General features: G+C 67.0%; 20 protein-coding genes. 14 read left to right on the plus strand and 6 right to left on the minus strand.

Annotation, left to right across the window (positions count from 1 at the left end; all coding sequences use genetic code 11):
* The first annotated feature begins 55 nt into the window (after positions 1-55).
* Genes DKT77_RS03905 through DKT77_RS03920 form a run of 4 tightly spaced genes read left to right on the plus strand, consistent with a single transcriptional unit; the run spans position 56 to position 6,886 of the window.
* Entirely contained in the window at positions 56-1,063 is a 1,008-nt protein-coding gene (locus DKT77_RS03905) for an AAA family ATPase (protein WP_109810428.1), read from the plus strand.
* Positions 1,060-1,953, plus strand: coding sequence for a DUF58 domain-containing protein (locus DKT77_RS03910; RefSeq protein WP_238547670.1), 894 nt, complete (start codon positions 1,060-1,062; stop codon positions 1,951-1,953). The genes DKT77_RS03905 and DKT77_RS03910 overlap by 4 nt, the downstream gene beginning before the upstream one ends.
* Positions 1,953-4,799 carry a DUF4159 domain-containing protein gene (locus DKT77_RS03915; protein WP_109810429.1) on the plus strand — a complete coding sequence of 949 codons (2,847 nt, stop codon included), beginning with the start codon at positions 1,953-1,955 and terminating at the stop codon, positions 4,797-4,799. The genes DKT77_RS03910 and DKT77_RS03915 overlap by 1 nt, the downstream gene beginning before the upstream one ends.
* Positions 4,799-6,886 (plus strand): hypothetical protein, encoded by a 2,088-nt coding sequence (locus DKT77_RS03920; RefSeq protein ID WP_109810430.1) that lies wholly within the window; start codon positions 4,799-4,801, stop codon positions 6,884-6,886. Before DKT77_RS03915 ends, DKT77_RS03920 begins: the two co-directional genes overlap by 1 nt.
* Positions 6,887-6,968: 82 nt before the next feature.
* On the opposite strand, the gene DKT77_RS03925 is transcribed toward DKT77_RS03920, so the two are convergent.
* Positions 6,969-7,346, minus strand: coding sequence for a hypothetical protein (locus DKT77_RS03925; protein WP_109810431.1), 378 nt, complete (start codon positions 7,344-7,346; stop codon positions 6,969-6,971).
* A 52-nt stretch (positions 7,347-7,398) separates the two neighbouring features.
* Positions 7,399-8,097, minus strand: a complete 699-nt coding sequence (locus tag DKT77_RS03930; protein ID WP_109810432.1) for a DUF599 domain-containing protein — start codon at positions 8,095-8,097, stop codon at positions 7,399-7,401.
* Positions 8,098-8,179: 82 nt separating this feature from the next.
* Here DKT77_RS03930 and DKT77_RS03935 point away from each other — a divergent pair, with 82 nt between their 5' ends.
* The 6 genes from DKT77_RS03935 (at position 8,180) to DKT77_RS03960 (ending at position 15,134) form a co-directional block, all read left to right on the plus strand.
* Complete coding sequence (locus DKT77_RS03935; RefSeq protein WP_109810433.1) at positions 8,180-9,619, plus strand: FAD-linked oxidase C-terminal domain-containing protein; 1,440 nt, start codon at positions 8,180-8,182, stop codon at positions 9,617-9,619.
* 121 nt (positions 9,620-9,740) lie between these two features.
* A complete protein-coding gene (locus tag DKT77_RS03940; protein WP_109810532.1) occupies positions 9,741-10,868 on the plus strand; it encodes an FAD-binding protein in 1,128 nt (375 codons plus the stop codon).
* A 9-nt stretch (positions 10,869-10,877) separates the two neighbouring features.
* A complete protein-coding gene (gene glcF / locus DKT77_RS03945; RefSeq protein ID WP_109810434.1) occupies positions 10,878-12,170 on the plus strand; it encodes a glycolate oxidase subunit GlcF in 1,293 nt (430 codons plus the stop codon).
* Positions 12,171-12,264: 94 nt separating this feature from the next.
* The gene (locus tag DKT77_RS03950; protein ID WP_238547671.1) at positions 12,265-13,020 is read left to right on the plus strand and encodes a trypsin-like serine peptidase; all 756 of its coding nucleotides are present in this window, start codon (positions 12,265-12,267) and stop codon (positions 13,018-13,020) included.
* A gap of 117 nt (positions 13,021-13,137) precedes the next feature.
* The gene (locus DKT77_RS03955) at positions 13,138-13,608 is read left to right on the plus strand and encodes an Hsp20 family protein (protein ID WP_109810436.1); all 471 of its coding nucleotides are present in this window, start codon (positions 13,138-13,140) and stop codon (positions 13,606-13,608) included.
* A 137-nt stretch (positions 13,609-13,745) separates the two neighbouring features.
* On the plus strand, positions 13,746-15,134 hold the full coding sequence (locus DKT77_RS03960; RefSeq protein ID WP_109810437.1) for a GntP family permease: 1,389 nt from the start codon (positions 13,746-13,748) through the stop codon (positions 15,132-15,134).
* A gap of 69 nt (positions 15,135-15,203) precedes the next feature.
* On the opposite strand, the gene DKT77_RS03965 is transcribed toward DKT77_RS03960, so the two are convergent.
* Positions 15,204-17,369 carry an esterase-like activity of phytase family protein gene (locus tag DKT77_RS03965; RefSeq protein WP_109810438.1) on the minus strand — a complete coding sequence of 722 codons (2,166 nt, stop codon included), beginning with the start codon at positions 17,367-17,369 and terminating at the stop codon, positions 15,204-15,206.
* A gap of 160 nt (positions 17,370-17,529) precedes the next feature.
* Here DKT77_RS03965 and DKT77_RS03970 point away from each other — a divergent pair, with 160 nt between their 5' ends.
* Positions 17,530-18,327, plus strand: a complete 798-nt coding sequence (locus tag DKT77_RS03970) for an alpha/beta hydrolase (RefSeq protein ID WP_109810439.1) — start codon at positions 17,530-17,532, stop codon at positions 18,325-18,327.
* A gap of 5 nt (positions 18,328-18,332) precedes the next feature.
* Here the strand turns inward: DKT77_RS03970 and DKT77_RS03975 are convergent, their stop codons facing one another.
* Positions 18,333-19,328 carry a P1 family peptidase gene (locus tag DKT77_RS03975; RefSeq protein ID WP_420798289.1) on the minus strand — a complete coding sequence of 332 codons (996 nt, stop codon included), beginning with the start codon at positions 19,326-19,328 and terminating at the stop codon, positions 18,333-18,335.
* Positions 19,329-19,433: 105 nt separating this feature from the next.
* Between DKT77_RS03975 and DKT77_RS03980 the strand changes: the two genes are divergently transcribed.
* The 3 genes from DKT77_RS03980 to DKT77_RS03990 all read left to right on the plus strand — a co-directional run bounded on the left by DKT77_RS03980 (position 19,434) and on the right by DKT77_RS03990 (position 20,834).
* Positions 19,434-19,697: a hypothetical protein gene (locus DKT77_RS03980; RefSeq protein WP_109810440.1), complete on the plus strand. Its 264-nt coding sequence runs from the start codon at positions 19,434-19,436 to the stop codon at positions 19,695-19,697.
* 4 nt (positions 19,698-19,701) lie between these two features.
* Positions 19,702-20,379, plus strand: coding sequence for a DUF1523 family protein (locus DKT77_RS03985; RefSeq protein ID WP_109810441.1), 678 nt, complete (start codon positions 19,702-19,704; stop codon positions 20,377-20,379).
* A gap of 116 nt (positions 20,380-20,495) precedes the next feature.
* Positions 20,496-20,834: an excinuclease ABC subunit A gene (locus DKT77_RS03990; RefSeq protein ID WP_238547672.1), complete on the plus strand. Its 339-nt coding sequence runs from the start codon at positions 20,496-20,498 to the stop codon at positions 20,832-20,834.
* 85 nt (positions 20,835-20,919) lie between these two features.
* Here the strand turns inward: DKT77_RS03990 and DKT77_RS03995 are convergent, their stop codons facing one another.
* Positions 20,920-22,098, minus strand: coding sequence for an ABC transporter permease (locus DKT77_RS03995; protein WP_109810442.1), 1,179 nt, complete (start codon positions 22,096-22,098; stop codon positions 20,920-20,922).
* Between the two features lie 5 nt (positions 22,099-22,103).
* Positions 22,104-23,837, minus strand: coding sequence for an ABC transporter permease (locus tag DKT77_RS04000; RefSeq protein ID WP_109810443.1), 1,734 nt, complete (start codon positions 23,835-23,837; stop codon positions 22,104-22,106).
* Positions 23,838-23,872: the final 35 nt, after the last annotated feature.

Consider the following 23,872-nt stretch of genomic DNA (forward strand, 5'->3'; position numbering starts at 1 on the left):
GAGTCGTGCGGGATATGTGCCTTGATGAGGATATAAGGGCAGCGGAGAATTTGTCATGGCCGAAGACAGCGACCTCGTGAGAGAAATCGAAGCACTGGGCGAACAGCTTGCGGCCGCGAAACAGAGCATCACGCAGCGCTTCATCGGTCAGGAACGGGTTGTTGATCTGACCCTCGCGGCCCTCCTTTGCGGCGGCCATGGTCTGTTGATCGGCCTGCCTGGGCTGGGCAAGACCCGCCTGATTGAAACTCTGAGCACCGTGATGGGGATCAACAGTGCCCGGATTCAGTTCACACCCGACCTGATGCCTGCCGACATTCTCGGCTCCGAGGTTCTGGAAACGGGCGAGGATGGACGGCGCAGCTTCCGCTTCATCCAAGGTCCGGTCTTCACTCAGCTTCTGATGGCGGACGAGATCAACCGCGCCAGCCCGCGCACCCAGTCCGCGCTTCTGCAGGCGATGCAGGAGAAATCGGTGACCATCGCCGGTCAACCCCATGCTCTTGATCCGCCGTTTCATGTTCTGGCGACGCAGAACCCGATCGAACAGGAAGGCACATATCCGCTCCCCGAGGCTCAGCTTGACCGGTTCCTCGTACAGATCGATGTTCTGAATCCGGACCGCGACACCGAACGCGACATCCTTCTGGCCACCACCGGGGTGGAGGAAGCGGTTTCGCACCAGGTTTTCGACGGACCGAGCCTGCTGGCGGCCCAGCTTTTATTGCGCCGGATGCCGGTGGGCGAGGCGGTTGTGGAAACCATCCTCGATCTTGTCCGCGCCTGCCGCCCCGAGGATTCGGCGGCGCCAGCACTCGTGCGGGAGTCGGTGGCTTGGGGGCCGGGACCGCGCGCGGCGCAGGCTCTGATGCTGACGGTGCGCGCACAGGCGCTGCTGGAGGGGCGTCTGGTGCCCACCGCCGAGGATGTGGCGCGTATGGCCGTGCCGGTCTTGGTCCACCGGATGCAGTTGACCTTCGCCGCGCGCGCGCGCGGCGAAGGACTGCGGCCCTTGATTGAACAGATTGCCGCGCACACGACCCGGACCGAGGCGGCGGCGTGAGCCCCACGCCAAGCTCCTTTGACCGTGGCACCCTGCGCGCGGGCGGCGAGGCGCTGGCTGCGCCGCTTCCGGCGCTGCTGGCGGATGCCGAACACCTCGCTTCCACCATGCTGTTGGGCGAACACGGGCGCCGCCGCCCCGGCATGGGCGAAGAGTTCTGGCAGTATCGCCCCGCCATGGCCAGTGACGAGGCGCGGCTGATCGACTGGCGCCGCTCGGCCCGGTCGGACACGCATTTCATCCGCGAAAAGGAATGGCAGGCTGCGCAGACCGTGTCGATCTGGGTCGATGGCGCGCAGTCGATGGACTTCGCCAGCCCCGGACTGCCGTCCAAGGCGGATCGCGGTCGTCTGCTGTCTATGGCGGTGGCGATCCTTCTGCTGCGCGGCGGTGAACGGGTCGGACTGACAGGCCAGACCGTGCCGCCCCGGCGTGGCGACGTGCAATTGCTGCGCATCGCACAGGGCCTGCTGACCGACAATGCCGCGCGCGAGGATTTCGGCGCGCCCGACATTCGTGGCATCGTGCCGAAGTCCCGCGCGTTGTTCGTATCCGACTTCATGGGTCCGCTGGTCGAGGTCGAACAGGCCCTGACCGAAGCGGCCGATATGGGCGTGAAGGGCGCGCTGCTGCAGGTGCTCGATCCGGCCGAAGAGGCGTTTCCCTTCGACGGGCGCACCGTTTTCGAAAGCATGGGCGGCGGCCTGCGTCACGAGACGCTGGAAGCGGGCGGGCTTCGACGCCGCTACCTTGACCGGTTGGCGGAACGGAAGGCGCGGCTCGACGATCTTGCGCGGCTGACCGGCTGGCAGGTGCTGTGCCATCACACCGGCAGCGGGGCGCAAGCTGCGCTGCTGTGGCTCTACGGCGCGCTGGAGCGGCGGCGCTGATGCTCTCGCTTGGGGCCATAGGGTTCACCGCGCCGTGGCTGCTGCTGGCGTTGTCGGCGCTTCCGGTGCTCTGGCTTCTGTTGCGCGTGGTTCCGCCCGCTCCGACGCGGCGGCGCTTCCCGGGCGTCGCGCTGCTGCTAGGCCTGCGCGACGACGAGACGCAAAGCGACAAGACGCCGTGGTGGCTGCTGTTGCTGCGGATGGTGGCGGTTGCGGCGCTGATCCTCGCCTTCGCTGGTCCGGTGCTGAACCCGCAGCCGCGTGAAGGCGGGCGCGGCCCGCTTCTGGTGATGCTGGACGCGACATGGGCCGATGCCGCCGACTGGTCCGCACGGATGGCGCGGGTGGAAAAGGCGGTGGAGGATGCCGGGCGCGCGGGTCGTCCTGTCGCGGTTCTCGCCAGCACCGATCTGCCGCCCGGTCCTCCGGTCTTCCGTGGCGCGGACAGCGTTCTGCCCGGCCTTGCCAGCCTAGCGCCCGCACCCTGGGCTCCCGACCCCGGCGCGTTGGAGAACTGGGCGACCGGGCTGGAAGGCGACTTTGCGACGTTCTGGGTGTCCGACGGGCTGGCGCGGGGCAGCCGCGCGGCACTTCTTGACGCGCTCGAGGCGCGGGGCGAGGTGCGGGTGTTCGAAAGCCCCGGCGCCGCGCTGGCATTGCGGCCCCCGGTTTTCGAAGATGGCGCGATCGCGCTGACCGCGCTGCGTACCCGCGGCGACGCGGCGCGGACGGTGACGCTGGCGGCGCGCGGGCTGGACCCTGCCGGGGTGGAGCGCGTGCTGGCCAGCGCCGAAGCCGAATTCGCGGCGGGCGAGACGGAAGCCGAACTGTCACTGTCGCTGCCGCCCGAGATGCGCAACCGCGTCACGCGGTTCGAGATGGCGGGCGTGGCCTCCGCTGGAGCGGTGAGCCTGACGGACGATGCGCTGAGACGCCGCGAGGTCGCTCTGATCGCCGGGCGCGAGGAACGCGAGGGGCTTCAGCTGCTGTCACCTTTGCACTACCTCGAACAGGCGCTCGCGCCCACGGCGGACCTGCTGCGCGGGTCGCTGGACGATGTGCTGCGCGCACGGCCGGATGTGATCGTTCTGGCCGATGTGGCGCGGGTGGCCGAGCCGGCCGAACTGCTGTCATGGATCGAGGAGGGCGGCCTGCTCCTGCGCTTCGCTGGCCCGCGCCTTGCCGCCGCCGACACCGGAGTGGGCGAGGATGATCCGCTGCTTCCGGTGCGTCTGCGGGCGGGCGGTCGCAGCGTCGGCGGAGCCATGAGTTGGGGCGCCCCGAAGGCCTTGGAACCCTTCGCCGAGGACAGCCCCTTCTACGGCCTGCCGCTTAGCAACGACGTTCAGGTCACTGCACAGGTTCTGGCCCAGCCGGATCCGGAACTGGCTGCACGCACCATAGCCGAACTGACCGACGGCACCCCGCTGGTCACGCGGATGCGCGTGGGCGAAGGCCAGATCGTGCTGTTCCACGTCACCGCCAATGCGGAATGGTCCAGCCTGCCGCTGTCGGGTCTCTTTGTGCAGATGCTTGAACGGCTCGCCGTGTCCTCGCGCGCGGCGCAGCCCGATGCCGCCGATCTCGAGGGCACCGTCTGGCAGGCGGTCGAAACGATGGACGGCTTCGGCCGCGTCGCACCGGCAGGCACGTTGCCTGGCGTGCCGGGCACCCGCATCGCCTCCGGCGCGCCCGGCCCGGACATGCCGCCCGGCCTCTATGTCGGCGGCGAGCGGCGGCTCGCGGTCAATGTGACCGGTCCGGACACGGTGCTTGCGTCGGCTCAATGGCCGGACCGCATCCCGGTCGAAGGGCTGGGCGTGTCACGCGAAACGCCTTTGGGCGGCATCCTGCTGTCGCTTGCGCTGCTGCTGGTCGTGGCTGACATCCTTGGCGTGCTCGGCCTGTCAGGCAAGCTGCCGCGCCCGCCGCGCGGCCGCCGCACCCGCCCCGGGCGCGCCGTCGCCGGCATCGTCGCGCTCGCGCTGTCCGCCGGGCTTGCGGCGTGGTCGGGTGGTCCTGTTCTTGCGCAGGGGGCGGGTCAGCCCGGCGCTGACGCGGCGCAGCCCGGCGATGCGGAACAGGTCGACGAGCAGTATGCCGTCGCCGCCACGTCCGAGGTCGTGCTCGCTCATGTCATCACCGGCAACGCGCGGCTGGATGAAATCGCGCTGGCCGGGCTCGACGGGCTGTCGCAGGTGCTGTTCTCGCGCACCTCCATCGAACCGGCCGCGCCGCGCGGGGTGAACCTCGAAACCGACGAGTTGTCCTTCTTCCCTTTCCTCTATTGGCCGATCACCACCGATCAGCCGATTCCGTCGGATGAGGCCTATGCCCGGCTGAATCGCTACCTGCGCAGCGGCGGCATGATCCTGTTCGATACGCGCGACGCGGATCTGGGCGGCCTCGGCGCGCAGACGCCTAACGGGCGCAAGCTGCAGCAGTTGGCCCGCCCCCTCGATATCCCGCCGCTGGAGCCTGTGCCCGAAGACCACGTCCTGACGCGCACATTCTATTTGTTGCAGGACTTCCCCGGTCGTCACACAAGCCGTGAGGTCTGGGTCGAGGCCGCTCCGCCGGACGCCGAACAGGTGGACGGCATGCCGTTCCGCAATCTCAACGACGGGGTGACGCCCGTGGTGATCGGCGGCAACGACTGGTCCGCAGCCTGGGCCAGCGACAATCGGGGTGGGGCCATGTTTCCCATCGGTCGGGGCTATGCCGGCGACCGCCAGCGCGAGCTTGCCTTCCGCTTCGGCGTCAACCTGATCATGCACGTGCTGACCGGCAACTACAAATCCGATCAGGTACACGTGCCGGCGCTTCTGGACCGACTGGGGAACTGATGACCCGCGACATCCTCTATGCCCCGCTTATCGATCCGATTCTTCTTACCATTCTTGCGGCGCTGATGGTCTTGGCCACCGGCTTCGCGCTGTGGCGCGGGCTGTCGGGCTGGTGGCTGCGCGCGTTGGCCGCTGCGGTGGTTCTGGCCGCGCTCGCCAACCCGTCGCTGCAAAGCGAGGAACGGGACGCGCTTTCCGACATCGTGATCCTGGTGGTCGACGAAAGCGCGAGCCAGCGTATTGCGGGCCGCCCGGACCAGACGGAGACCGCGATCGCCGCGCTGGAAACCGAGGTCGCGCAATTGTCCAACACCGAGTTGCGCGTCGTTTCGCTGGGCGATGCTCCGGACAACGCCGGGACGCTGGGCATGGAGGCGCTTGGCCGCGCGCTGGCAGATGTGCCGCGCGCCCGCGTCGCCGGCATGATCCTGCTTTCGGACGGCCAGTTGCACGATATCGCCGCCGCGCCGGACCTGCCCGCGCCGCTGCACCTTCTGCTGACCGGCCGCTCCGGCGACTGGGACCGACGCCTGCTGGTGAAAAGCGCCCCGGCTTACGCGATCCTCGGAGAACCGGTCACGCTGACGCTGCGGTTGGAGGATCAGGGCGACGTGCCGACCGCGCAGGGCGGCACCGCCCGTTTGCAATACTCCGTGGACGGGGCTGAGCCGCGCGAGGTCGAGGTGCCGGTAGGGCGCGACCTGCAATTGCCGGTGGATCTGCCGCATGGTGGGATTAACGTGATCCAGTTCACCGTTCCGGTCGCCGAGGGAGAGCTGACCGACCGCAACAATTCGGCCGTGGTGCGCATCAACGGTGTGCGCGACAGGCTGCGCGTGCTGCTGGTCTCGGGCGAGCCGCATGCCGGCGAGCGGACCTGGCGCAACCTTCTCAAATCTGACAGCAGCGTGGACCTGGTGCATTTCACCATCCTGCGCCCGCCGGAGAAGCAGGACGGCGTGCCGGTGACGGAACTGTCACTGATCGCCTTTCCCACGCGCGAGTTGTTCCTGGAAAAGATCGACGAGTTCGACCTGATCATCTTTGACCGCTACAAGCGGCGCGGCATCCTGCCGGGGATCTACCTCGACAACATAAGGCAATACGTGGAAGGCGGTGGTGCGGTGCTGGTCGCGGCAGGCCCGGACTTCGCGTCGGCGGCCAGCCTCTACCGCTCTCCGCTGGCGCAGGTCATGCCGGGCGAGCCGACGGCACAGGTGATCGATCGGGGCTACCGGCCCGCTATCACCGATCTCGGGCGAAAGCATCCTGTTACGGCCGGGCTGGACACCGAGTACGCGGCGGGCGCGCCAGATGGCGAATGGGGCCGCTGGTTTCGCCTGATCGACGTGACCGCGACCGACACCGCCGAAGTGGTCATGTCCGGTCCCGACGAGCGTCCGCTGCTGCTGCTGGATAGGATCGGAGACGGGCGCGTGGCTCTGCTGGCGTCGGACCAGGCGTGGCTCTGGAACCGTGGCTTCGAAGGCGGCGGCCCGCAGCTCGAACTGCTGCGCCGCCTTGCCCACTGGATGATGAAGGAACCGGAACTGGAGGAAGAGGCGCTGACCGCCACCAGCGATGGGCAGTCCATGACGATCACCCGCCGCACGCTGGGTGAGGGGGCGGGCGACTTCACCGTGACCGCGCCGGACGGCACCGAAACCGTCGTGACCCCTCTTGAGGTCGCGCCGGGCCGCTTCGAAGCGCGGCTGGACGGGCTGGAAGTCGGGCTTTACCGCATCGCTGACGGTGACCGGACGACCGTGGCGGCGCTTGGCCCGTCCGCACCGAAGGAATTCGAACAGACCATCGCCAGCGGCGATGCGCTCGAGCCGGTGATCGCACCTACGGGTGGCGGCATCCGGCGCGTCGAGGACGGCACGCCGGACCTGCGCCAGGTGCGCGAGGGCCGTCCCGCCGCCGGGCGCGGCTGGATCGGTGTGACCCCTCGCGGCGCCTATCAGACCGCTAATGTCACGGTGACGCCGCTGTTGCCCGGCTGGGCGTGGCTGCTGCTGGTCGGTGCGCTGATCGTGGGCGCATGGCTTTGGGAGGGACGGCGGCGCGTGTCGTCTGCGGCCTGAACGCTTATGCCCGGTCGCCGGACCAGTCGTCGGCGCGGATCGCCTGGCCTTTCCGGAACGCGCTCCCGATTGTGGTGATCGGTCAGTCGGTCAGGTGAAGCACATGCATGGCTTCGCCCCAGCCATCGACGTTGCATCGGGCGCGGATCGTCACCTCTGCCGTACCGTCGGGAATATCGATCCCACCAAGCGCGCGGGTGAAGGGCTGTTCGTTGACATGCGGATGGAAGAGTTCGCGAAACCCGAGCCTTGATCCGTCCGGGCCCAGCACTTCCCAGCCATCGGCGTAGTGGTCCCAGCCGGTGTCCGGGTGGCGTAGCGTGACCGCGATGCGCCATGCGCTGCCGTCACGCGCAGCGGTGGCATCGACGATCTGTGGCCCGTCCGCATGCGCGGCGGCGGCCAGCAGACCGGCCAGCATGGCGACTGCGGGGACGAGGGCAGGGCGATGGCTCTTCATGCGATGAACCATGCCGCGCGCGGGTTGGCCGGGCCAGACACGATCGCGTCAGTCAGGGGTGGGATTTCATCAGCGTCGCCCGCGTCGCCGAGGCGAATTCCCGGCGCCACAACACCGCCACGGTGATCGCCGTCGCCGCCAGCAGCGGCACAGCCCCAAGCAGCCAGGCCAGCGCGCCAAGCGCGAAATAGACCGACCGCAGCCCGCGGTTGAAGGCCCGCGCCGCAGTGATGTTCAAATCTGCGGCCTGTTCCACACGGTGCAGCGCGATCGGGTCGTCCTCGTCATTGGGCACGGAAGCCATCACGACGGAACAGTAGCCGAACACCCGGTGCGACCAGACGAATTTCAGGAAAGCGTTGGCCACAAGGAACAGCACGAGGATCAGTTTCACCTCCCAGACGACCTGCGGGGTTTGGTCCAGCGTCAATTCCGAGGCCACGTCGGACAATTGTTCGACGTTGGCGATCAGTGCCAGCCCGCCGCCAAGCGCGATCATCGAGGTGGAGGCGAAGAAGGCCGTTCCTTGCCGCAGCGACGTGACGATCATCGCGTCGTAGACCCGCGGCTGGCGGCTGATGGTGTGCCGCATCCATTCGCGCCGATATCCCGCCATGAGCACCGACACCGAAGGTCGGCGTGTGCCGGTGCGTTCGATCAGAGCTGTCATTCCGACCCACGCCGCCAGCAGCAGCGCGACGGCGATCACGTCGAGAGCGGTCAGAAGGCTGGGCAGCGCGGTGATATCCATAAGCGCGTGAATAACCCGGTAAATGGAGGCTTGCCATAGGTCAAAATTGGTTATATCAAATTACCAATTGGGAGGGGTGGCGATGCAGATGCCGAAACCGAACGATCTAGTGATCGCGGGCAAGTCCGCTTTGGTCGCGTCCCTGCGCGCTGCCCTTCCGGGCGACGCCGTGATCGACGATATTGCCGAAACCCGTGCCTATGAATGCGACGGACTGGCAGCCTATACCTGCCCGCCGCTGGCGGTGGTGCTGCCGCGCACCACCGAAGAGGTGTCGGCCGTGCTTCGGATCTGTCATGCTGCTGGGGTGCCGGTCGTCCCGCGCGGGTCGGGAACGTCGCTTGCGGGCGGCGCCCTGCCCACCGCCGACAGTATCGTTCTGGGCGTGGCGCGGCTCAACGACGTTTTGGAAACGGACTATGACAACCGCTTCATCCGGGTGCAGTCGGGCCGTACGAACCTGAGCGTGACGCAGGCGGTGGAGGAACGCGGTTTCTTCTACGCGCCAGACCCGTCCTCGCAACTGGCCTGCGCCATCGCGGGCAACATCGCGATGAATTCGGGCGGGGCGCATTGCCTGAAATACGGTGTGACCACCAACAACCTGCTGGGCGTCACGATGGTCCTTATGGACGGTGAGGTGATCGAACTGGGCGGGCCGTTCTGCGATCCGGGCGGGCTTGACCTGCTTGGGCTGGTCTGCGGCTCCGAAGGTCAGCTGGGTGTGGTGACCGAGGCGACGCTGCGCATTCTGCCCAAGCCAGAGGGCGCGCGCCCCGTGCTGATGGGCTTCGACAGCGCCGAAGTGGCGGGGGCCTGTGTTGCGGACATCATCAAGGCGGGCGTGCTGCCCGTCGCGATCGAATTCATGGACCGACCTTGCATCACCGCGTGCGAGAATTTCACCGGCGCCGGCTACCCGATCTGCGAAGCGCTGTTGATCGTGGAGGTCGAGGGCTCGGAGGCCGAGATAGATCACCAGTTGGGGCTGATCATGGCCATCGCCGCGCAGCACGACCCGGTGGAGATGCGCGAAAGCCGGTCGGCCGAGGAAAGCGCCGCGATCTGGCATGGTCGCAAGTCGGCCTTCGGCGCGATGGGGCAGATGGGTGACTATATTTGCCTCGATGGCACGATCCCGGTCAGCGCGCTGCCGCATGTCCTGCGACGGATCGGCGAATTGGCGCAGGAATACGGGCTTGGCGTGGCCAATGTGTTCCATGCCGGGGACGGCAACATGCACCCGCTGATCCTGTTCGACGCGAACAAGGAGGGCGATCTGGCGCTGGCGGAGGGCATGGGCGAGGATATCTTGCGTCTGTGTGTGGAGGTCGGGGGATGCCTGACCGGAGAGCATGGCGTTGGCGTGGAGAAGCGTGAACTGATGAGCACGCAGTTCGCCCCGTCCGATCTGGAGGCGCAGATGCAGGTCAAGGACGTTTTTGATCCGGGCTGGCTGCTGAATCCATCCAAGGTGTTTCCTCTGTCGGTCAGTGCGGCGCGCCGGGACCGGGCAGCATGACCAGGTGGCCGGACGGGCCGGTAGCCTGCCCTCCCTCCGGAACCCGTGCCGGAACTTTCGACCAGAAGATCAGGGGGCCGCGATGGCCGATGTGAAACTGCGCGCCGATCCGGCGGCAGACCTGCGACCGATGGACGAGGCGGCGCTTGCCGCGGCCGTGGCGCAGGCCGAAGGGCCGCTGCGGATAATCGGCGGCGGCACGCGCCCTGTGGGTCGGCCCGTGGCCGGGCAAGTCCTGTCCACCGCCGGGCTGTCGGGCATCCGGCTGTACGAGCCGGGGGCGCTGACGCTGGTGGCCGGTGCAGGGACACCGCTGGCCGAGGTCGAAGCCGCGCTCGCGGGTGAGCATCAGCGCCTGCCGTTCGAACCGATGGACCACCGCGCGCTTCTGGGAACGGACGGCGCGCCGACCCTGGGCGGGATGGTGGCGGCCAATGCCTCCGGACCGGTGCGCATGTTGCGCGGGGCCTGCCGGGACAGCCTGATCGGGGTGCGCTTCGTGGACGGCACCGGGCGCGCGGTGTCCAATGGCGGTCGGGTGATGAAGAACGTTACGGGATACGATCTCGTGAAGCTGATGGCGGGCAGTTGGGGCACGCTCGGTGTGCTGACCGAGGTTTCGTTCAAGCTGCTGCCATGCCCCGAAACGGTCGCCGTGCTGCGGTGCGGTGGCCTTGACGACGCGGCCGCCATACGCGCGCTCACCGCCGCGCTTGCCACCCCGTTCGAGGTGACCGGAGCGGCGCATCTGCAACTGGGCGCGGATGGTGCGCCCGTGACCATGATCCGGATAGAAGGGTTCGAGCAGTCGGTGTCCTACCGTGCGGGGCAACTTCGCGCGGCGCTGGCCGAATTCGGTTCCTTTGAATTGGAAGCGGACCCCGCGCGCGCTGCTGCGGACTGGGCCGATCTGCGCGACGTGCGCGGCTTCGCGGGCGCGCCCGGCGATGTGTGGCATCTGTCCACCGTGCCGGGCGATGCGCCGGGGCTGGTGGCGCGGCTGCCGGGCGCCCGCGCGCAATACGACTGGGGCGGCGGCAGGGTCTGGCTGCTGGTGCCCGAGGGGGAAGACGTGCGCGCGAAGATCGGCCCTTTCAAGGGACATGCGACCCTGGTGCGGGCATCCGAGGCCACGCGCACGCGGATCCCCTCGTTCCCGCCCGAACCCGCTCCCGTCGCGCGGCTGAGCGCGGACCTGCGCCACCGCTTCGACCCGCGCGGCATCCTGAACCCCGGCCTGATGGACTGAGACGCACCCATGCAAACCAATTTCACCGCGGCCCAACTGGCCGATCCTGGCATCGCGCGGGCGAACGAGGTTCTGCGCGCCTGCGTGCATTGCGGCTTCTGCACGGCGACCTGCCCGACCTATCAGGTGTTGGGCGACGAGTTGGACAGCCCGCGCGGGCGCATCTACCTGATCAAGGAAATGCTGGAAAGCGGCAGGCCCGCCGACGCGAAGACGGTCAAGCATATCGACCGCTGCCTGTCCTGCCTCGCCTGCATGACGACATGCCCTTCGGGCGTACACTACATGCACCTTGTGGATGAGGCCCGCGCCTATATCGAAAAGACCTATACGCGGCCTTGGCACGACCGCGCGCTGCGCTGGGTGCTGGCGCGCGTCCTGCCCTACCCGATGCGGTTCCGCGTGGCGCTGCTGGGTGCCAAGATCGCGCGTCCGTTCCGGGGGCTGCTGCCGGATCCGCGTCTGCGGGCGATGTTGGACATGGCCCCCAAGCACGTGCCGCCGGTCAGCCGCAACGACGACCCGCAGACCTTCCCGGCGCAGGGGCGGCGCGTCGCGCGGGTCGCGCTGATGACCGGCTGTGCGCAACGCGCCCTGAACACCGAAATCAACGATGCCACGATCCGGGTGCTGACCCGCGCCGGAGTGGAAGTCGTGATCGTGCGCGGCATGGGCTGCTGTGGCGCTCTGGTGCATCACATGGGCAAGGAGCACGACAGCCACGCGGCCGCCAAACGCAACATCCGCGCCTGGATGGCTGAAGCCCGGACCGGCGGGCTGGATGCGATCATCATCAACACCTCGGGCTGCGGCACGACGGTGAAGGATTACGGCCACATGCTGCGCAACGATAAGTTGGCCGACGATGCCGCAACAGTGTCCGCGTTGGCCCGCGACGTGACCGAGTTCCTCGCCACGCTTGAACTTTCGGGCATGTCGGCCCCGGCACCGCTGAAGGTCGGATACCATGCCGCCTGTTCGCTGCAGCATGGGCAGAAAATCAAGACTGCGCCAAAGGACCTGCTGAAACGCGCGGGTTTCACCGTTGTCGAACCCAAGGATCCGCATCTGTGCTGTGGATCGGCCGGAACCTACAACCTGCTACAGCCCGAGATCAGCGGCAAGTTGCGCGAGCGCAAGGTTGCGACGCTTGAGGCCACGGCGCCGGACGTGATCGCGGCCGGCAATATCGGCTGCATGATGCAGATCGGATCGGGCACCGAAGTGCCCGTTATTCACACCGTTCAGCTTATCGATTGGGCGACCGGCGGTCCGCGCCCGGAAGGTGTTAAGGTAAACTGAACAGGGGCCGAGGACAGCCGCCTTTTACTGTGCCATAACTTACGGGATGAGACCCGGAATCGCCTTTTTGCGCGCCCGCATTGCCGGGCTTGTCATGGCACTGCTGTGCGCGGGTCTGCCTGCTTTTGCGACGCCGCGCGCCATGGCGAGCGCCGATGAGCAGGCCGAATGGACAGCGGTGGGGCGGCTGAATATCACGGGGCAGGGTTTCTGCACCGGAACGCTTGTCGCGCCGGACCTGGTGCTGACCGCAGCCCATTGCCTGATGGACCGCCGCACGGGGCGCACCGTTTCCGCCGACAAGGTGCATTTCCTGCCGGGGTTCCGGATCGGCACCTATGCTGCGCACGGGCGCGGGGCCCGGCTGGTGGTCATGCCGGGCTACGTGCCGGGGCGCAAGCTGGTGGCGCGCGACGTGGGCCTTGTGCAGTTGTCCCGCCCTATGCCGTCCGAGATCGCGCCGATCCCGCTGGTTCGGGGCGGGATCGATCCCGCAGCGCATTTCTCGTTGCTGTCTTACGGGCTGGACCGGGCTCAGATCCTTTCGGCACAGCATGGATGCCGTCTGGACAAACGGCAGGGATCTGTGGTGCTGACCACCTGCGAAGGCATTCCCGGCGTGTCGGGCGCACCGCTGCTGCAGCGGATCGGCGGGCAGTGGGTCGCGGTCGCCGTCGCTTCGTCGATCGTGGCGGAACGGCGCGTGCCGCTGCCCGTGGGTGCGGTCCTCGCGGTGGAAGCGCCGGTTCACGAGATCGGGCGCCTCGCGCGCAGCATGGGCGGCGAAGCACTGCCCGTGGAAGCGGCGCTGCCGGTCATGGCGATCGGAGGTCGCCCCGCCGCCCCTTGATTCCCGGCGTGCATTTCCCACATGCCTCCTACCGGGTCGCCTGACGGGGCCCGGCTTTTCCCAGGCGGCTGTCCAGTCCGGAAGCCGCGTCTGTTATCGCTCAATGGAGGATGACCCATGCGTAATTTCGATCTTGCCCCGCTCTATCGTGCCACGGTCGGGTTCGACCAGGTTGCCGACCTTATGGACCGCGTTCTGGCCTCGGACGTGCAGACCCCCAGCTATCCCCCCTATAACATCGAGAAGACGGCTGATGACGGCTGGCGGATATCGATTGCCGTCGCCGGCTTCGGTGAGGACGAACTGACCGTCGAGGTTCGGGAACACGCCTTGATCGTGACCGGCCGCAAGGCGCCCGAAACCGGGCAGCGCGTCTACCTGCACCGCGGCATCGCCACGCGCGCTTTCGAGCGCCGCTTCCACCTCGCTGACCACGTGCGCGTCACCGCCGCAAGCCACGCGGACGGGATGCTGCACATTGACCTCGTGCGCGAGGTGCCCGAAGCCCTGAAGCCGCGCCGCATCGCGATCAGCGGCGGCACTGGCAACACGGTAGACGTGGACACCAGCGAAACCCGTACCGTCTGACGCGGCCGTCAGACAGGCACGACATTGACCCGCGCAGGCGACTGCGCGGGTTTTTGCGTGCGCGGTACGCCCATTGGTTGCAGGAGCGCTGGCAAGCTTTCATAGCGGTATCACCCTGATCGAGGACGGAGACCGCCATGCTAGGCATCGTCATTTCGCTATTTCTTCTGATGTATCTCGCCTACCGCGGGGTCAGCGTGCTGATCCTCGCGCCGGTGCTGTCGCTTCTGGCAGCGGCGCTGTCGGGCGGCGCCCCGTTGCTGGCCACCTATACCCAGATCTTCATGGAGGCCCTTGGCGGCTACGTCATCAAGTTTTTCCCGCTGTTCCTGCTGGGCGCGATCTTCGGCAAGCTGATGGAGGTGTCGGGCAGCGCCCGTATCATCGCTGAATGGATCGTTTCGCGAGTCGGGCAGGGGCAGGCCGCGCTGGCGGTCGTGTTGGCCTGCGCCGTACTGACCTATGGTGGCGTTTCGTTGTTCGTGGTGGCCTTCGCGGTGTATCCCATCGCGGCGTCGCTGTTTGCGCGGGCGGGCAACCCCAAGCGGTTCATCCCGGCGGCCATTGCGCTCGGATCGTTCACCTTCACCATGACGGCGCTGCCCGGCACGCCCGCGATCCAGAACGCCATTCCCGCGCCCTTTTTCGGGACCGATGCCTTTGCCGCGCCGCTTCTGGGCCTTGTTGCGGCAGCGATCATGTTCACAGGCGGCACGGCCTGGCTGAACCTGCGGATCCGCCGGGCGATGGCCGCCGGTGATGGCTATGGAGAGGACGACGACTACGCCCACGCCCCTGACCTGCCTGCGGCGATGCCGCCCACAGCCGTGTTGCTGGCCTTCCTGCCGATCGTCGTTGTCATCGGACTTAACTTCGCGCTTTCGCGTTTCGTGCTTCCCGCGCTCGACACCTCGTATCTTGCGACGGCCGAATACGGCGAGGTCACCCTGGACGACGTGCGGGGCATCTGGTCCATCATTGCGGCGCTGTTCGCGGCCAATGTCGTGCTGGTGGCGGTCAACTGGCGCGCCTTCGATGGCAAGCTGAACCGAACGCTGACCGATGGCGTCACCGGGTCGTTCCTGCCGATCTTCAACACCGCGTCCGAAGTCGGATACGGCACGGTGATCGCCAGCCTTGCCGCCTTCGCCACGATCCGTGATGCGGTCACCGGCATCATGCCGGACACGCCGCTGGTGTCGCTGGCCATTGCCGTGAACGTGCTGGCGGGGATCACCGGATCGGCCTCGGGCGGGTTGTCGATCGCGCTGGAATCTCTGGGCAGCACCTATGTCACGCTGGCCGAGCAGGCCGATCTGAACCCTGAACTGCTGCACCGGGTCGCCGCCATCGCATCGGGCGGGTTCGACTGCCTGCCGCATAACGGCGCGGTCATCACGCTGCTGGCGATCACCGGGCTGACGCACCGCAAGAGCTATCCCGACCTGTTCGTCGTCGCGGTGCTGATCCCGGTCGTGGCGCTGATCTCGGTGATCGTGCTGGGCAGCCTGTTCGGCGCGGTATGATTTCATGAAAAAGCCCCCGCCGGTGGTACCCGGCGGGGGCCATTCACTGGCTGGTGCGCGATGCGCGGGTCAGCCGTCGACGCTGCCGATGCTGAAGAACATCGTTTCGCCGGAATGGTCGTCCACGCCGTCATTGTCGGTGGAGATCCATGCGGTACCATCGGGCATGATGGCAAGGCCTTCGACCTTGTCGAGCACGTACCCCCCGGTCGAGGTCAGATCGCCCAGCAGGTCACGGACTTCTTCCTTTTCGACCACGGGCAGGGTGCCGCCAAGGTCTGCAGGCTGCATCTGGTCGGCGGCGACGCGATAGACCTTCTTGGTGACAGCCGCGGTGCCGTGCTGGTTGTCGCGTTCCACGATGTAGAAGAACCCGTCGTGATAGGTGATCTCGGACAGGCCGACCCAGCCGGTCGCCGGTTCCGCCTTGGGGTAATGAACCGCGCCCCATTCGCCGCTCTCGATGTTGTAGGAGACGAGCTTTACGTGGTTCTTGGGATCGTCCCCCCATTCGCGCTGCACGGCCATCCACAGCGTGCCATCGACCAGCGTGACGCCTTCGAAGCCGAAGCGGCGTTCGACGGCCATCAGTTCGGCGGGCAGGCCGATCTCGTCCTCGATGCTGCCATCCGGGCCGATATGGTAAAGCGCGTGCGGAACCACGCGGTCGGTGCGCCCTTCCGAGGCGACCCAAAACCCGCCTTCGCCGTCCAGCGCGATGCCCTCCATGTCCAACTTTTGCGCCGGGGCCCCTTCGCGGGTGACCGGGATCGCGTTGACGATGCGCGCCGGGGTGTGTGCCGGATCGATCACGAAGATCGTCGGCTGCATCCCGTAGAAGCTGTCGTTGACGGCGTAGATCATGCCGTCCGCGCCTGCAACCATGCCGGAATTCGCGCCCCAGCCGGTCAGCGTGTCCATGCCTTCGCTTGTCAGGTGCGGATAGGCGGCGGGTGCATCCTGGTATTCGAAGATCATGACATGCGCACGCGCTGCACCGTCCTCGATGCCGTCGAATTCATTCGCGGTGGCCAGCAGGTTGCGCTGCGGGATCGCGATGGCGCCTTCCGGCGAGATCCCCGACGGCAGAAGCTGGTGCAGGCGCGGCGCGGCCGGGTCGGTCACGTCGTAGACGCCGATCACGGACGCACGTTCGGCCAGCAGGAACACGAAGGGCGTCCCGCCGAATGTGGCCGCTTCCATGCCTTCGGGCTCCACGCCCTTGTTGCCGGAGCGTTCTTCCGGATAGTGGCCGATCTGGATCACGGCATGTTCGAAGTCGGTGCCGCTTTCGTAGACGACGCTGCCGTCCTGCGAGAAGATGGTCCAGCCGCGCGACCCGCCTTTCCAGTCGCCTTCGTTGGCGATGGCGAAATGCGTGTCATCGATCCACTGCAGCCCGTCGGGTTCGCGCAGCACGCCCTCTGCGCTTTCGTCGAAGATCAGCGCGCCTTCCTCCTGCGTGTCGATCCCGTCAAGATCGACCGATCCTGCCGAAAAATGCGACAGCACGGTGCCATCCGAAGACAGAACGACGATGTGGTTGTTTTCCTGCAGCGTGACCGCGATCTCGCCTTCGGCGTTCACGTCCACGAATTCGGGTTCCGGGTCTTCCGGCGCGGTGTCGGCAAGGCCGGTCACATCGGCGCGGATGATGCCGTCGCAGTCCATCGCGCCATCGGTCAGCGGGATGATTGCGACGAAACCGGCCGGCATCTGTGGCAGGCCGCCATCGCCGAGATCCTCGTCACGCTCGTTTTCGATCGCGACGGTGATGAAGCTGCCGTCGGGCGCGATCGCAGTGCTGTCGGGCTGGCCGCCCAGGTCGCAGGAGGCCACTTCGCTGCGCGACGCGATGTCGATGGCGGCAAGGCGCCCGGACGGCGCGGTATAGCTTTCCGACGTGTTGACGCCAACGAAGGCGGTCGTGTTGCCCAGAACGGACACGGCGGTCGGTTCACCGGACACGTCCACGTTGCCCATTGGCTGCGGGTCGGCGGGATCGGTGATGTCGATCATTCCGATCACGCCCAGCGGGCTGTCGGAATAGACCAGCGTCATGCCGTCGGCGGTGGCCGAGATGATCTCGGGCGAGGTCGTGCGCGACGTGTCCTCGCCCTCGGCCATGTTCTGCACGACGGGGAAGGATGCGATGCGGTTGAAGTGCATCTCCTGCGCGGCGGCTGCACCGGCGGTGAGCGCGAGCACGGAGGTGAAACAGGCAAGGCGGTTCATTCGAGGCTCCTGTTGAACAAGCGCCTGATAGCTGCGCGCGGCACAAGACAAGCGTGCAACGATTTCGTGACGCTTTGATGAATTCGGGGTTGTTCGGGCGGGTTGCAGCGCGCGGCCTGTCGGCGCAGCATCGCGCGGCACGAACAGGGGAACCGACGCAATGGAACTGGACGACGCCTACGACAACAGCGGCCATATCGCGGACGCCGCCGCCTATCCCGACGCCTGGGCCGAGGCGGCGGCGGACTGGCGCGGGGTGGAGTCGGCGGTGGGACGCGCGCGGCTGAACCTGCCCTATGGCAAAGCCGCGCGCGAGCGGTTCGACCTGTTCTATCCGGCCGGGAGGCCAGCCGGGCTCGCAGTCTTCGTGCATGGCGGCTACTGGCTGCGTTTCGGGCGCGAGGACTGGTCGCATTTCGCAGCCGGGTGTACCGCCGCTGGCTGGGCCTGCGCGCTGCCGTCCTATACGTTGGCGCCCGAGGCAAGTATTCCCGCGATCACGGCGCAGATCGGCCGAGCGGTGGCAGCGGCGGCGGCGCAGGTCGCAGGGCCGGTCGTGCTGGCGGGCCATTCGGCGGGCGGGCACCTGGTGGCGCGCATGGCAATGGCGGATGCGCCGCTCGATCAGGCGGTGGCGGAGCGGCTGCGCCGGGTCGTGCCGATCTCGCCCCTGTCGGACCTGCGCCCGCTGCTGCGCACTTCGATGAACGCGAAACTTGGGCTCGATCCTTCGGCTGCGGCGGCGGAAAGCCCGGTGCTGGGCCGCCCGCGCGCCGGGATCGTGGCGACGGTCTGGGTCGGCGGCGATGAACGGCCTGCCTTCCTCGACCAGGCGCGCTGGCTGGGCACGGCCTGGGGTTGTCCGGTGCGCATCGCCGAAGGGCGCCACCACTTCGATGTGATCGATGCGCTGCGCATGCCCGGCAGCGCGCTACTGGGCGACCTGCTGGGGGGCTGAGTGACCTAGCCGCCGTGCAGTTCCTGCCAGCAAGGTTTCGGGTCGCCCGGTGCGGGGCAGGCATGGAAGACCGCGCGCGCGATGGCCCGCGCAAGGCAGATCGCTGCCGCGTGGCCAAGCTGGAATGGGGTCTCCAGCGGGTCGGGCAGCGGTTGCGCGCCGGTCGCCGCTGCGAACACGAGATCGCCGTCCAGCAGGCTGTGCGCCGGTACCAGAGCACGGGCCAGCCCGTCATGCGCTGCGACCGCAAGCCGGGTCGCCTGCGCCTGGTCGAGCGTGGCATCGGTAGCGACGATGGCGATGGTGGTGGCCTGCCCCGGGCCTGCGGCAAGGCGCGGCAGTGCGGGCGGCGGAGGGGCCGGGCAGGGCCCGCGCGCACCAAATTCGCCGTCCATCTCGAACGGGGCGGCCCAGAAATGCGGTCCCGTGGCCACCGTCGCCGACCCCAGCGCGTTGACGGCCACCAGCGCCCCAACCGTGATCGGCCCGGCGCGCAGCGATGCCGACCCGAGCCCACCCTTGAGCGTGCCGGTCATCGCACCCGCGCCTGCCCCCGCGCTGCCAAGCGCGAAATCCGGTCCGGCCGCGTCCAGCGCTGCTGCGCCGAGCGCGCGATAGGGATTTTCATCCCAGTTCTTGGCGCCCCCGTTCAGAAGGTCGAACAGGATCGCGCCGGGTACGATGGGTACCCTCTGGTCACCCACCGCGAAGCCGCGTCCGCGCGCGCGCAGCCCCGCCCGCACGCCGTCTGCCGCCGCAAGCCCGAAAGCCGACCCGCCCGACAGGACCAGCGCATCGGCCTGCGTGACCAGCTTGTCGGGGGCCAAGAGGTCCGTCTCCACGCTGCCAGGCGCTCCGCCCATCACGTGCACGGCCGCGGTGAAGGGTGCCTGCGCCGTCAACACGGTCACACCCGACTTCAGCCCCGCCTCGTCCGCGTTGCCGACCGCGAGGCCGGGCACGTCGGTGATCAGGTTTCGGGGCCCGGTGGTGATCTGCATGGCGCGCAGCCTGCGGGCGCGCGCCGCGACGGTCAAGCCCGCACGCGAAGGGCCTTTCGCCGCCGCGGTCCACGCCCTACATCTGATTGGTGAAAGGACCTGCGCATGGCGTTTCTGCGGCTGATGATTCTCATGCTGATCCCGCTGGCTGTGATCTATGCCAGCCTGCTGGCGTTCCTGTGCGCACGGCATGGCGAACGGCTGTCCGAGGAGTATCAGCCCGGCGCAAGCGCGCGCGAACGGCAGGCGTTTGTGAAGGCCGGCGTTCGGGCCTATGCTATGCGCATCCGCGGGCGGCTTGCGGCGGCGGTATTCGGTGTTCCGCTGGCGGGTCTTGCCGTCCATATCTACATGACGAATACGATGTGAGGGCATGATGGCCTATTTGAAATGGATTTTCTGGGCCCTCGTGGTTCTGATCGTGGGCGGTTTCCTGCATTACACGCTGCCGCGCCACCAGACGCTGCGCATCGTGGAAAGCGAAGTGCGCCGGGTCGAACTGGCCAACAGCAACGGGCTGTTCTGGGGATCGGCCGAACCGGCCGACGCGACCACCGGAAGCCGTGACGTGAAGTTCATCTCGGCGGTGTATGAAGGCGGCAAGCCTCTGGTGCTGCGCAACGAGGATACCGGCTGGGGCTGGCCGCCCTATTTCAAGTTCAATTCCAGCGACGTGCAGGCGCGTGCGGCGGACCTGATCTCGGCCACGGGCAACCCGCAATGGGTGTCGGTGGAATTCTACGGCTGGCGCAGCCAGCTTTTCTCGATCTACCCCAACGTGCTGAAGCTGACCGCCGTGGACGGGCCTGATCACCGGGTGATCCCGTGGTTCAAGATGATCGTGCTGGGCGGCCTTGTCGTTTTGATCGTGCTGGTGCGGGTCATGCTGAAGCGGTTCTGGCGCAATCGGGTGGACCCCGTCGTTGCCCGCGTGGCCGAGGGGTTCGAGGACGCGGACGAGGCGATGGACGGCGCGGTGGACGGCGCGCGCAACCGCTTCCGCGGGCGACGCCAGAAATTCCGTGAATGGTGGATCGAAACCTTCGGCTGACACCTTCGAACAGCCGACTGGCGGAAACCCGCCGCGAGTTTCCGCTCTGGTGGCGGATCTGGCCCGGACCGGGCAGGATGTCGGCCTGAAATCTGACCGAAAGGCCCGTCATGCCATTGACTACGCTTGTCCGACACGCAGTGCTGGCATCCGCCGCCGCGCTTGCCCTTGCCGCCGGGCTGCCCGCGATGGGCGCGGGGCCCGAGGGCTGCCCGCCCGGACTGGCCAAGAAGGCGGTGCCTTGCGCCCCGCCGGGGCAGGTGCGCAAGGCGCTGCGCGTCGGTGACCGTCTACCGCCGGACGGCATCCGCCTTGACGATCCGGCGCGCCTTGGCCTGCCGCGGCTCGGGAACGGCGAAAGCTATTACCGGATCGGCGACACGGTGTTCCGGATCGACCGAGAGACGCGCGAAATCCTTGAACTTCTTGAAGCGGTGGGCGCGATCCTGAACTGACGGCGGTCACCCTGCACCATGCGAAAAGGGCGGACCGCGATGTGCGGGCCGCCCTTTTTTCTTGCCGTCTGGCCGTGCGCCGGTTTTAGCCCGGCGACATGCCGCGCAGTTTCTCGGACCGGCGGCGCAGCAGCTCCAGTGTCGTCAGCAACGCAATGGACAAGCATACCAGGATCGTCGCCACCGCGAGGATGGTCGGGCTGATCTGTTCGCGCAGGCCAATGAACATCTGCCATGGCAGCGTTTTCTGGCTGGCCGAGCCGACAAACAGCACCACGACAACCTCGTCGAAGGACGTGATGAAGGCGAAAAGCCCGCCCGAGATCACGCCGGGCAGGATCAGCGGCATCTGTACCCGGAAGAAGGTCGTCACCGGGTTCGCACCCATGTTCGCCGCCGCCCGCGTGAGCGACCGGTCAAAGCCCACCAGCGTTGCGGTGACAGTGATGATGACGAAGGGGATGCCAAGCGCGGCATGGGCCAGTACGACGCCCAGATAGGTGCCCTGCAACCCGATCCGGCTGTAGAAGAAATACATCCCTGCGGCCGAGATGATCAGCGGCACGATCATCGGCGAGATCAGGATCGCCATGATCGCCTGTCGGAAAGGGACGTGTTCCGAACTCAGCCCGATAGCGGCGAGAGTGCCGAAAGATACCGCCAGAAGCGTTGCCACTGGCGCAATCGTCAGCGAGTTGCGCAGCGCGGCCTGCCAGTCGCCGCTCTGGAAGAAGTCTTCGTAGTGCTGCATCGAGTAGCCTGCCGGATCGAGACGCAGCATTTCCGGCGTGAAGGTGAAGAAGTTCTCGGCGTTGAAGCTGAGCGGCATCACCACCACGATCGGCGCGATCAGGAAGAAGAAGATCATCCCGCAGATGACCCGGAAGGCGTAGTGCCACAGCACTTCGCCCGCAGTCAGGTAGGGCGGCAGTCCGGCGCGATAGCGGCCATCGGCCAGCCACAGCGGGAACCAGCCGAAGAAAGCCCCGAAGGCGGTCCCGACGATCAGGCCCATCACGCCGCCGACCATAAGGCCGATCAGCGCGAAGACGGCTGCAATGCCCCAACGCGTGGCGCGGCGTGGCAATTCAAGGGTCATCAGCCCATAGGCCAGCCCGGCCATCAGCGCGCCGCCCAGCAGTATGCCCAGAAGGCCTGAACCCTGTGCGGTGCCGACGAACAGCCCGGCAAAGGCTCCGGCGGCGGCCGACACGGGGCCGACGAAGGAAAAGGGCTGCTTTTTCAGCGGTAGAACGGTCGGCATGTGAATCAGCCCCCCAGTTTGACGTTGTCGATGCCGACGATGCGGTCATAGGCCCAGTAGAGGATCAGCACCGCTCCCAGCAGGATCGTGCCAAGCGCGGCGGCAAGGCCCCAGTTGAGCGAACTGGATATGTGATAGGCGATCCGGTTGGAGATGAACGTGCCGGATGTGCCGCCCACGATCTCGGGCGTGATGTAGTAGCCGATGGCAAGAATGAACACGAGGATCGATCCTGCGCCGATCCCCGGCACGGATTGCGGGAAATAGACCCGCCAGAATGCAGTGAACGGCGTTGCCCCCAGCGATTTTGCCGCGCGCAGATAGGACGGCTGGATTGTCTGCATCACGGAATAGAGTGGCAGGATCATGAAGGGCAGCAGGATGTGCGTCATCGCCACGATGGTACCGAACTGGTTGTTGATCATGATCAGACGGCTTTCGTCTGCGACCACGCCCAGCCAGACGAGCACGTCATTGATCACGCCCTGCTGTTGCAGCATCACCTTCCACGCGCTTGTGCGTACCAGCAGCGATGTCCAGAATGGCAGCAGTACGAGGATCATCAGCAGGTTGGCGGAACGCATCGGCAGGTTCGCCAGAAGCCACGCCACCGGATATCCCAGAAGGATGCAGCTGATCGTTATGACCATCGACATGAACAGCGTGCGCTTGAACAGCAGACCGTAAATCTGCTGGTCCTCGGGCTGGCTGACGATGCCGTCGGCGCCCAGCTTCATGTCAACGGCGGTCAGGAAGTAGCCTGACGTGTAGGACGGTGAATAGACCTTGATTGTCGCCCAGTTGTCGAGGTTGCCCCATTCGTCGTCCGCCTCGAGGAACTGCGCCTTGCGCGTCATCGTCTCGAAGTCCGGCGCGGCCGCGTGAGCGGTCTGCAGCGCATCCGCCATTGGCCCGTCATAGGCCGCGATATCGGCGGCGGAAGCGGCCATGAGGTCTTCATAGAGCATGGTCGAAACCAACGTCCACGGCTCGTCCTCGTCGGCGGTTTCCTCTTCCTCGGTACGCATAAAGGCCGCGTAGTGGGTGTAGGCCTGCGCTGTCTTGGGCAGAAGATCCTCGATGCCGGGTGCAAGGCGGAAGCGCGGGGCGGGCGTGTCGCGCGGGTCTATCCGGTCGGCATCGCGGCTTTCGCGCCATTCGGCCGCGTCTTCCAGGTAGCCCGGATGTGCCATCAGCGCGGCCCATGGTTCGGCTTCGTCCCAGCGTTCGTCCAAGTCCTCGAACTGGTCGAGGTAGAGGTCGCCGAAGTCGCCGACGTCGCGCCCGACGCGCCGGAACATCGACGACATGCCGGTCTGCTCATAGTTCAGGCGGCTGCCGAGGCGCGTGTGGTTCTTGTATTCCGACGCAAGGAACAGGTCGTAATACAGCGCGTCGAAAGTGGCGTCGTCCGGCAGCGTGTTGCTGGTCGCCTCCCAGTCGCTCAACTCGGCCACAGTGCGCGGCAGCGTTTCCGACACGATCTGATTTTCTACCGACCGGAACAGCATGTCCACGATCGGTGCGATGAAGGTCACGAGAACGAAGATCAGCAGCGGTGCGATCAGCGCCAGCGCCCGAAGTTTCTGTGCCCGCAGCGCCCGGTTCAGGCTGGCCTTGAGTGGCGTGCCGTCGGCGGCAAGAACCGGCCCCGTGGCGCCGCTGTCCTGCGCCTGTCCTGAAGCGTCGTCCGGTGCCCGGCCCGATGCCCCCGCATTGGTCTGTGTCGCGTCGGCCATGTCATCCCCGTTCGGTTCTTCTTGTTCGGTGTGTC

It is taken from the genome of Meridianimarinicoccus roseus (assembly GCF_003172915.1).
GTDB lineage: Bacteria > Pseudomonadota > Alphaproteobacteria > Rhodobacterales > Rhodobacteraceae > Meridianimarinicoccus > Meridianimarinicoccus roseus.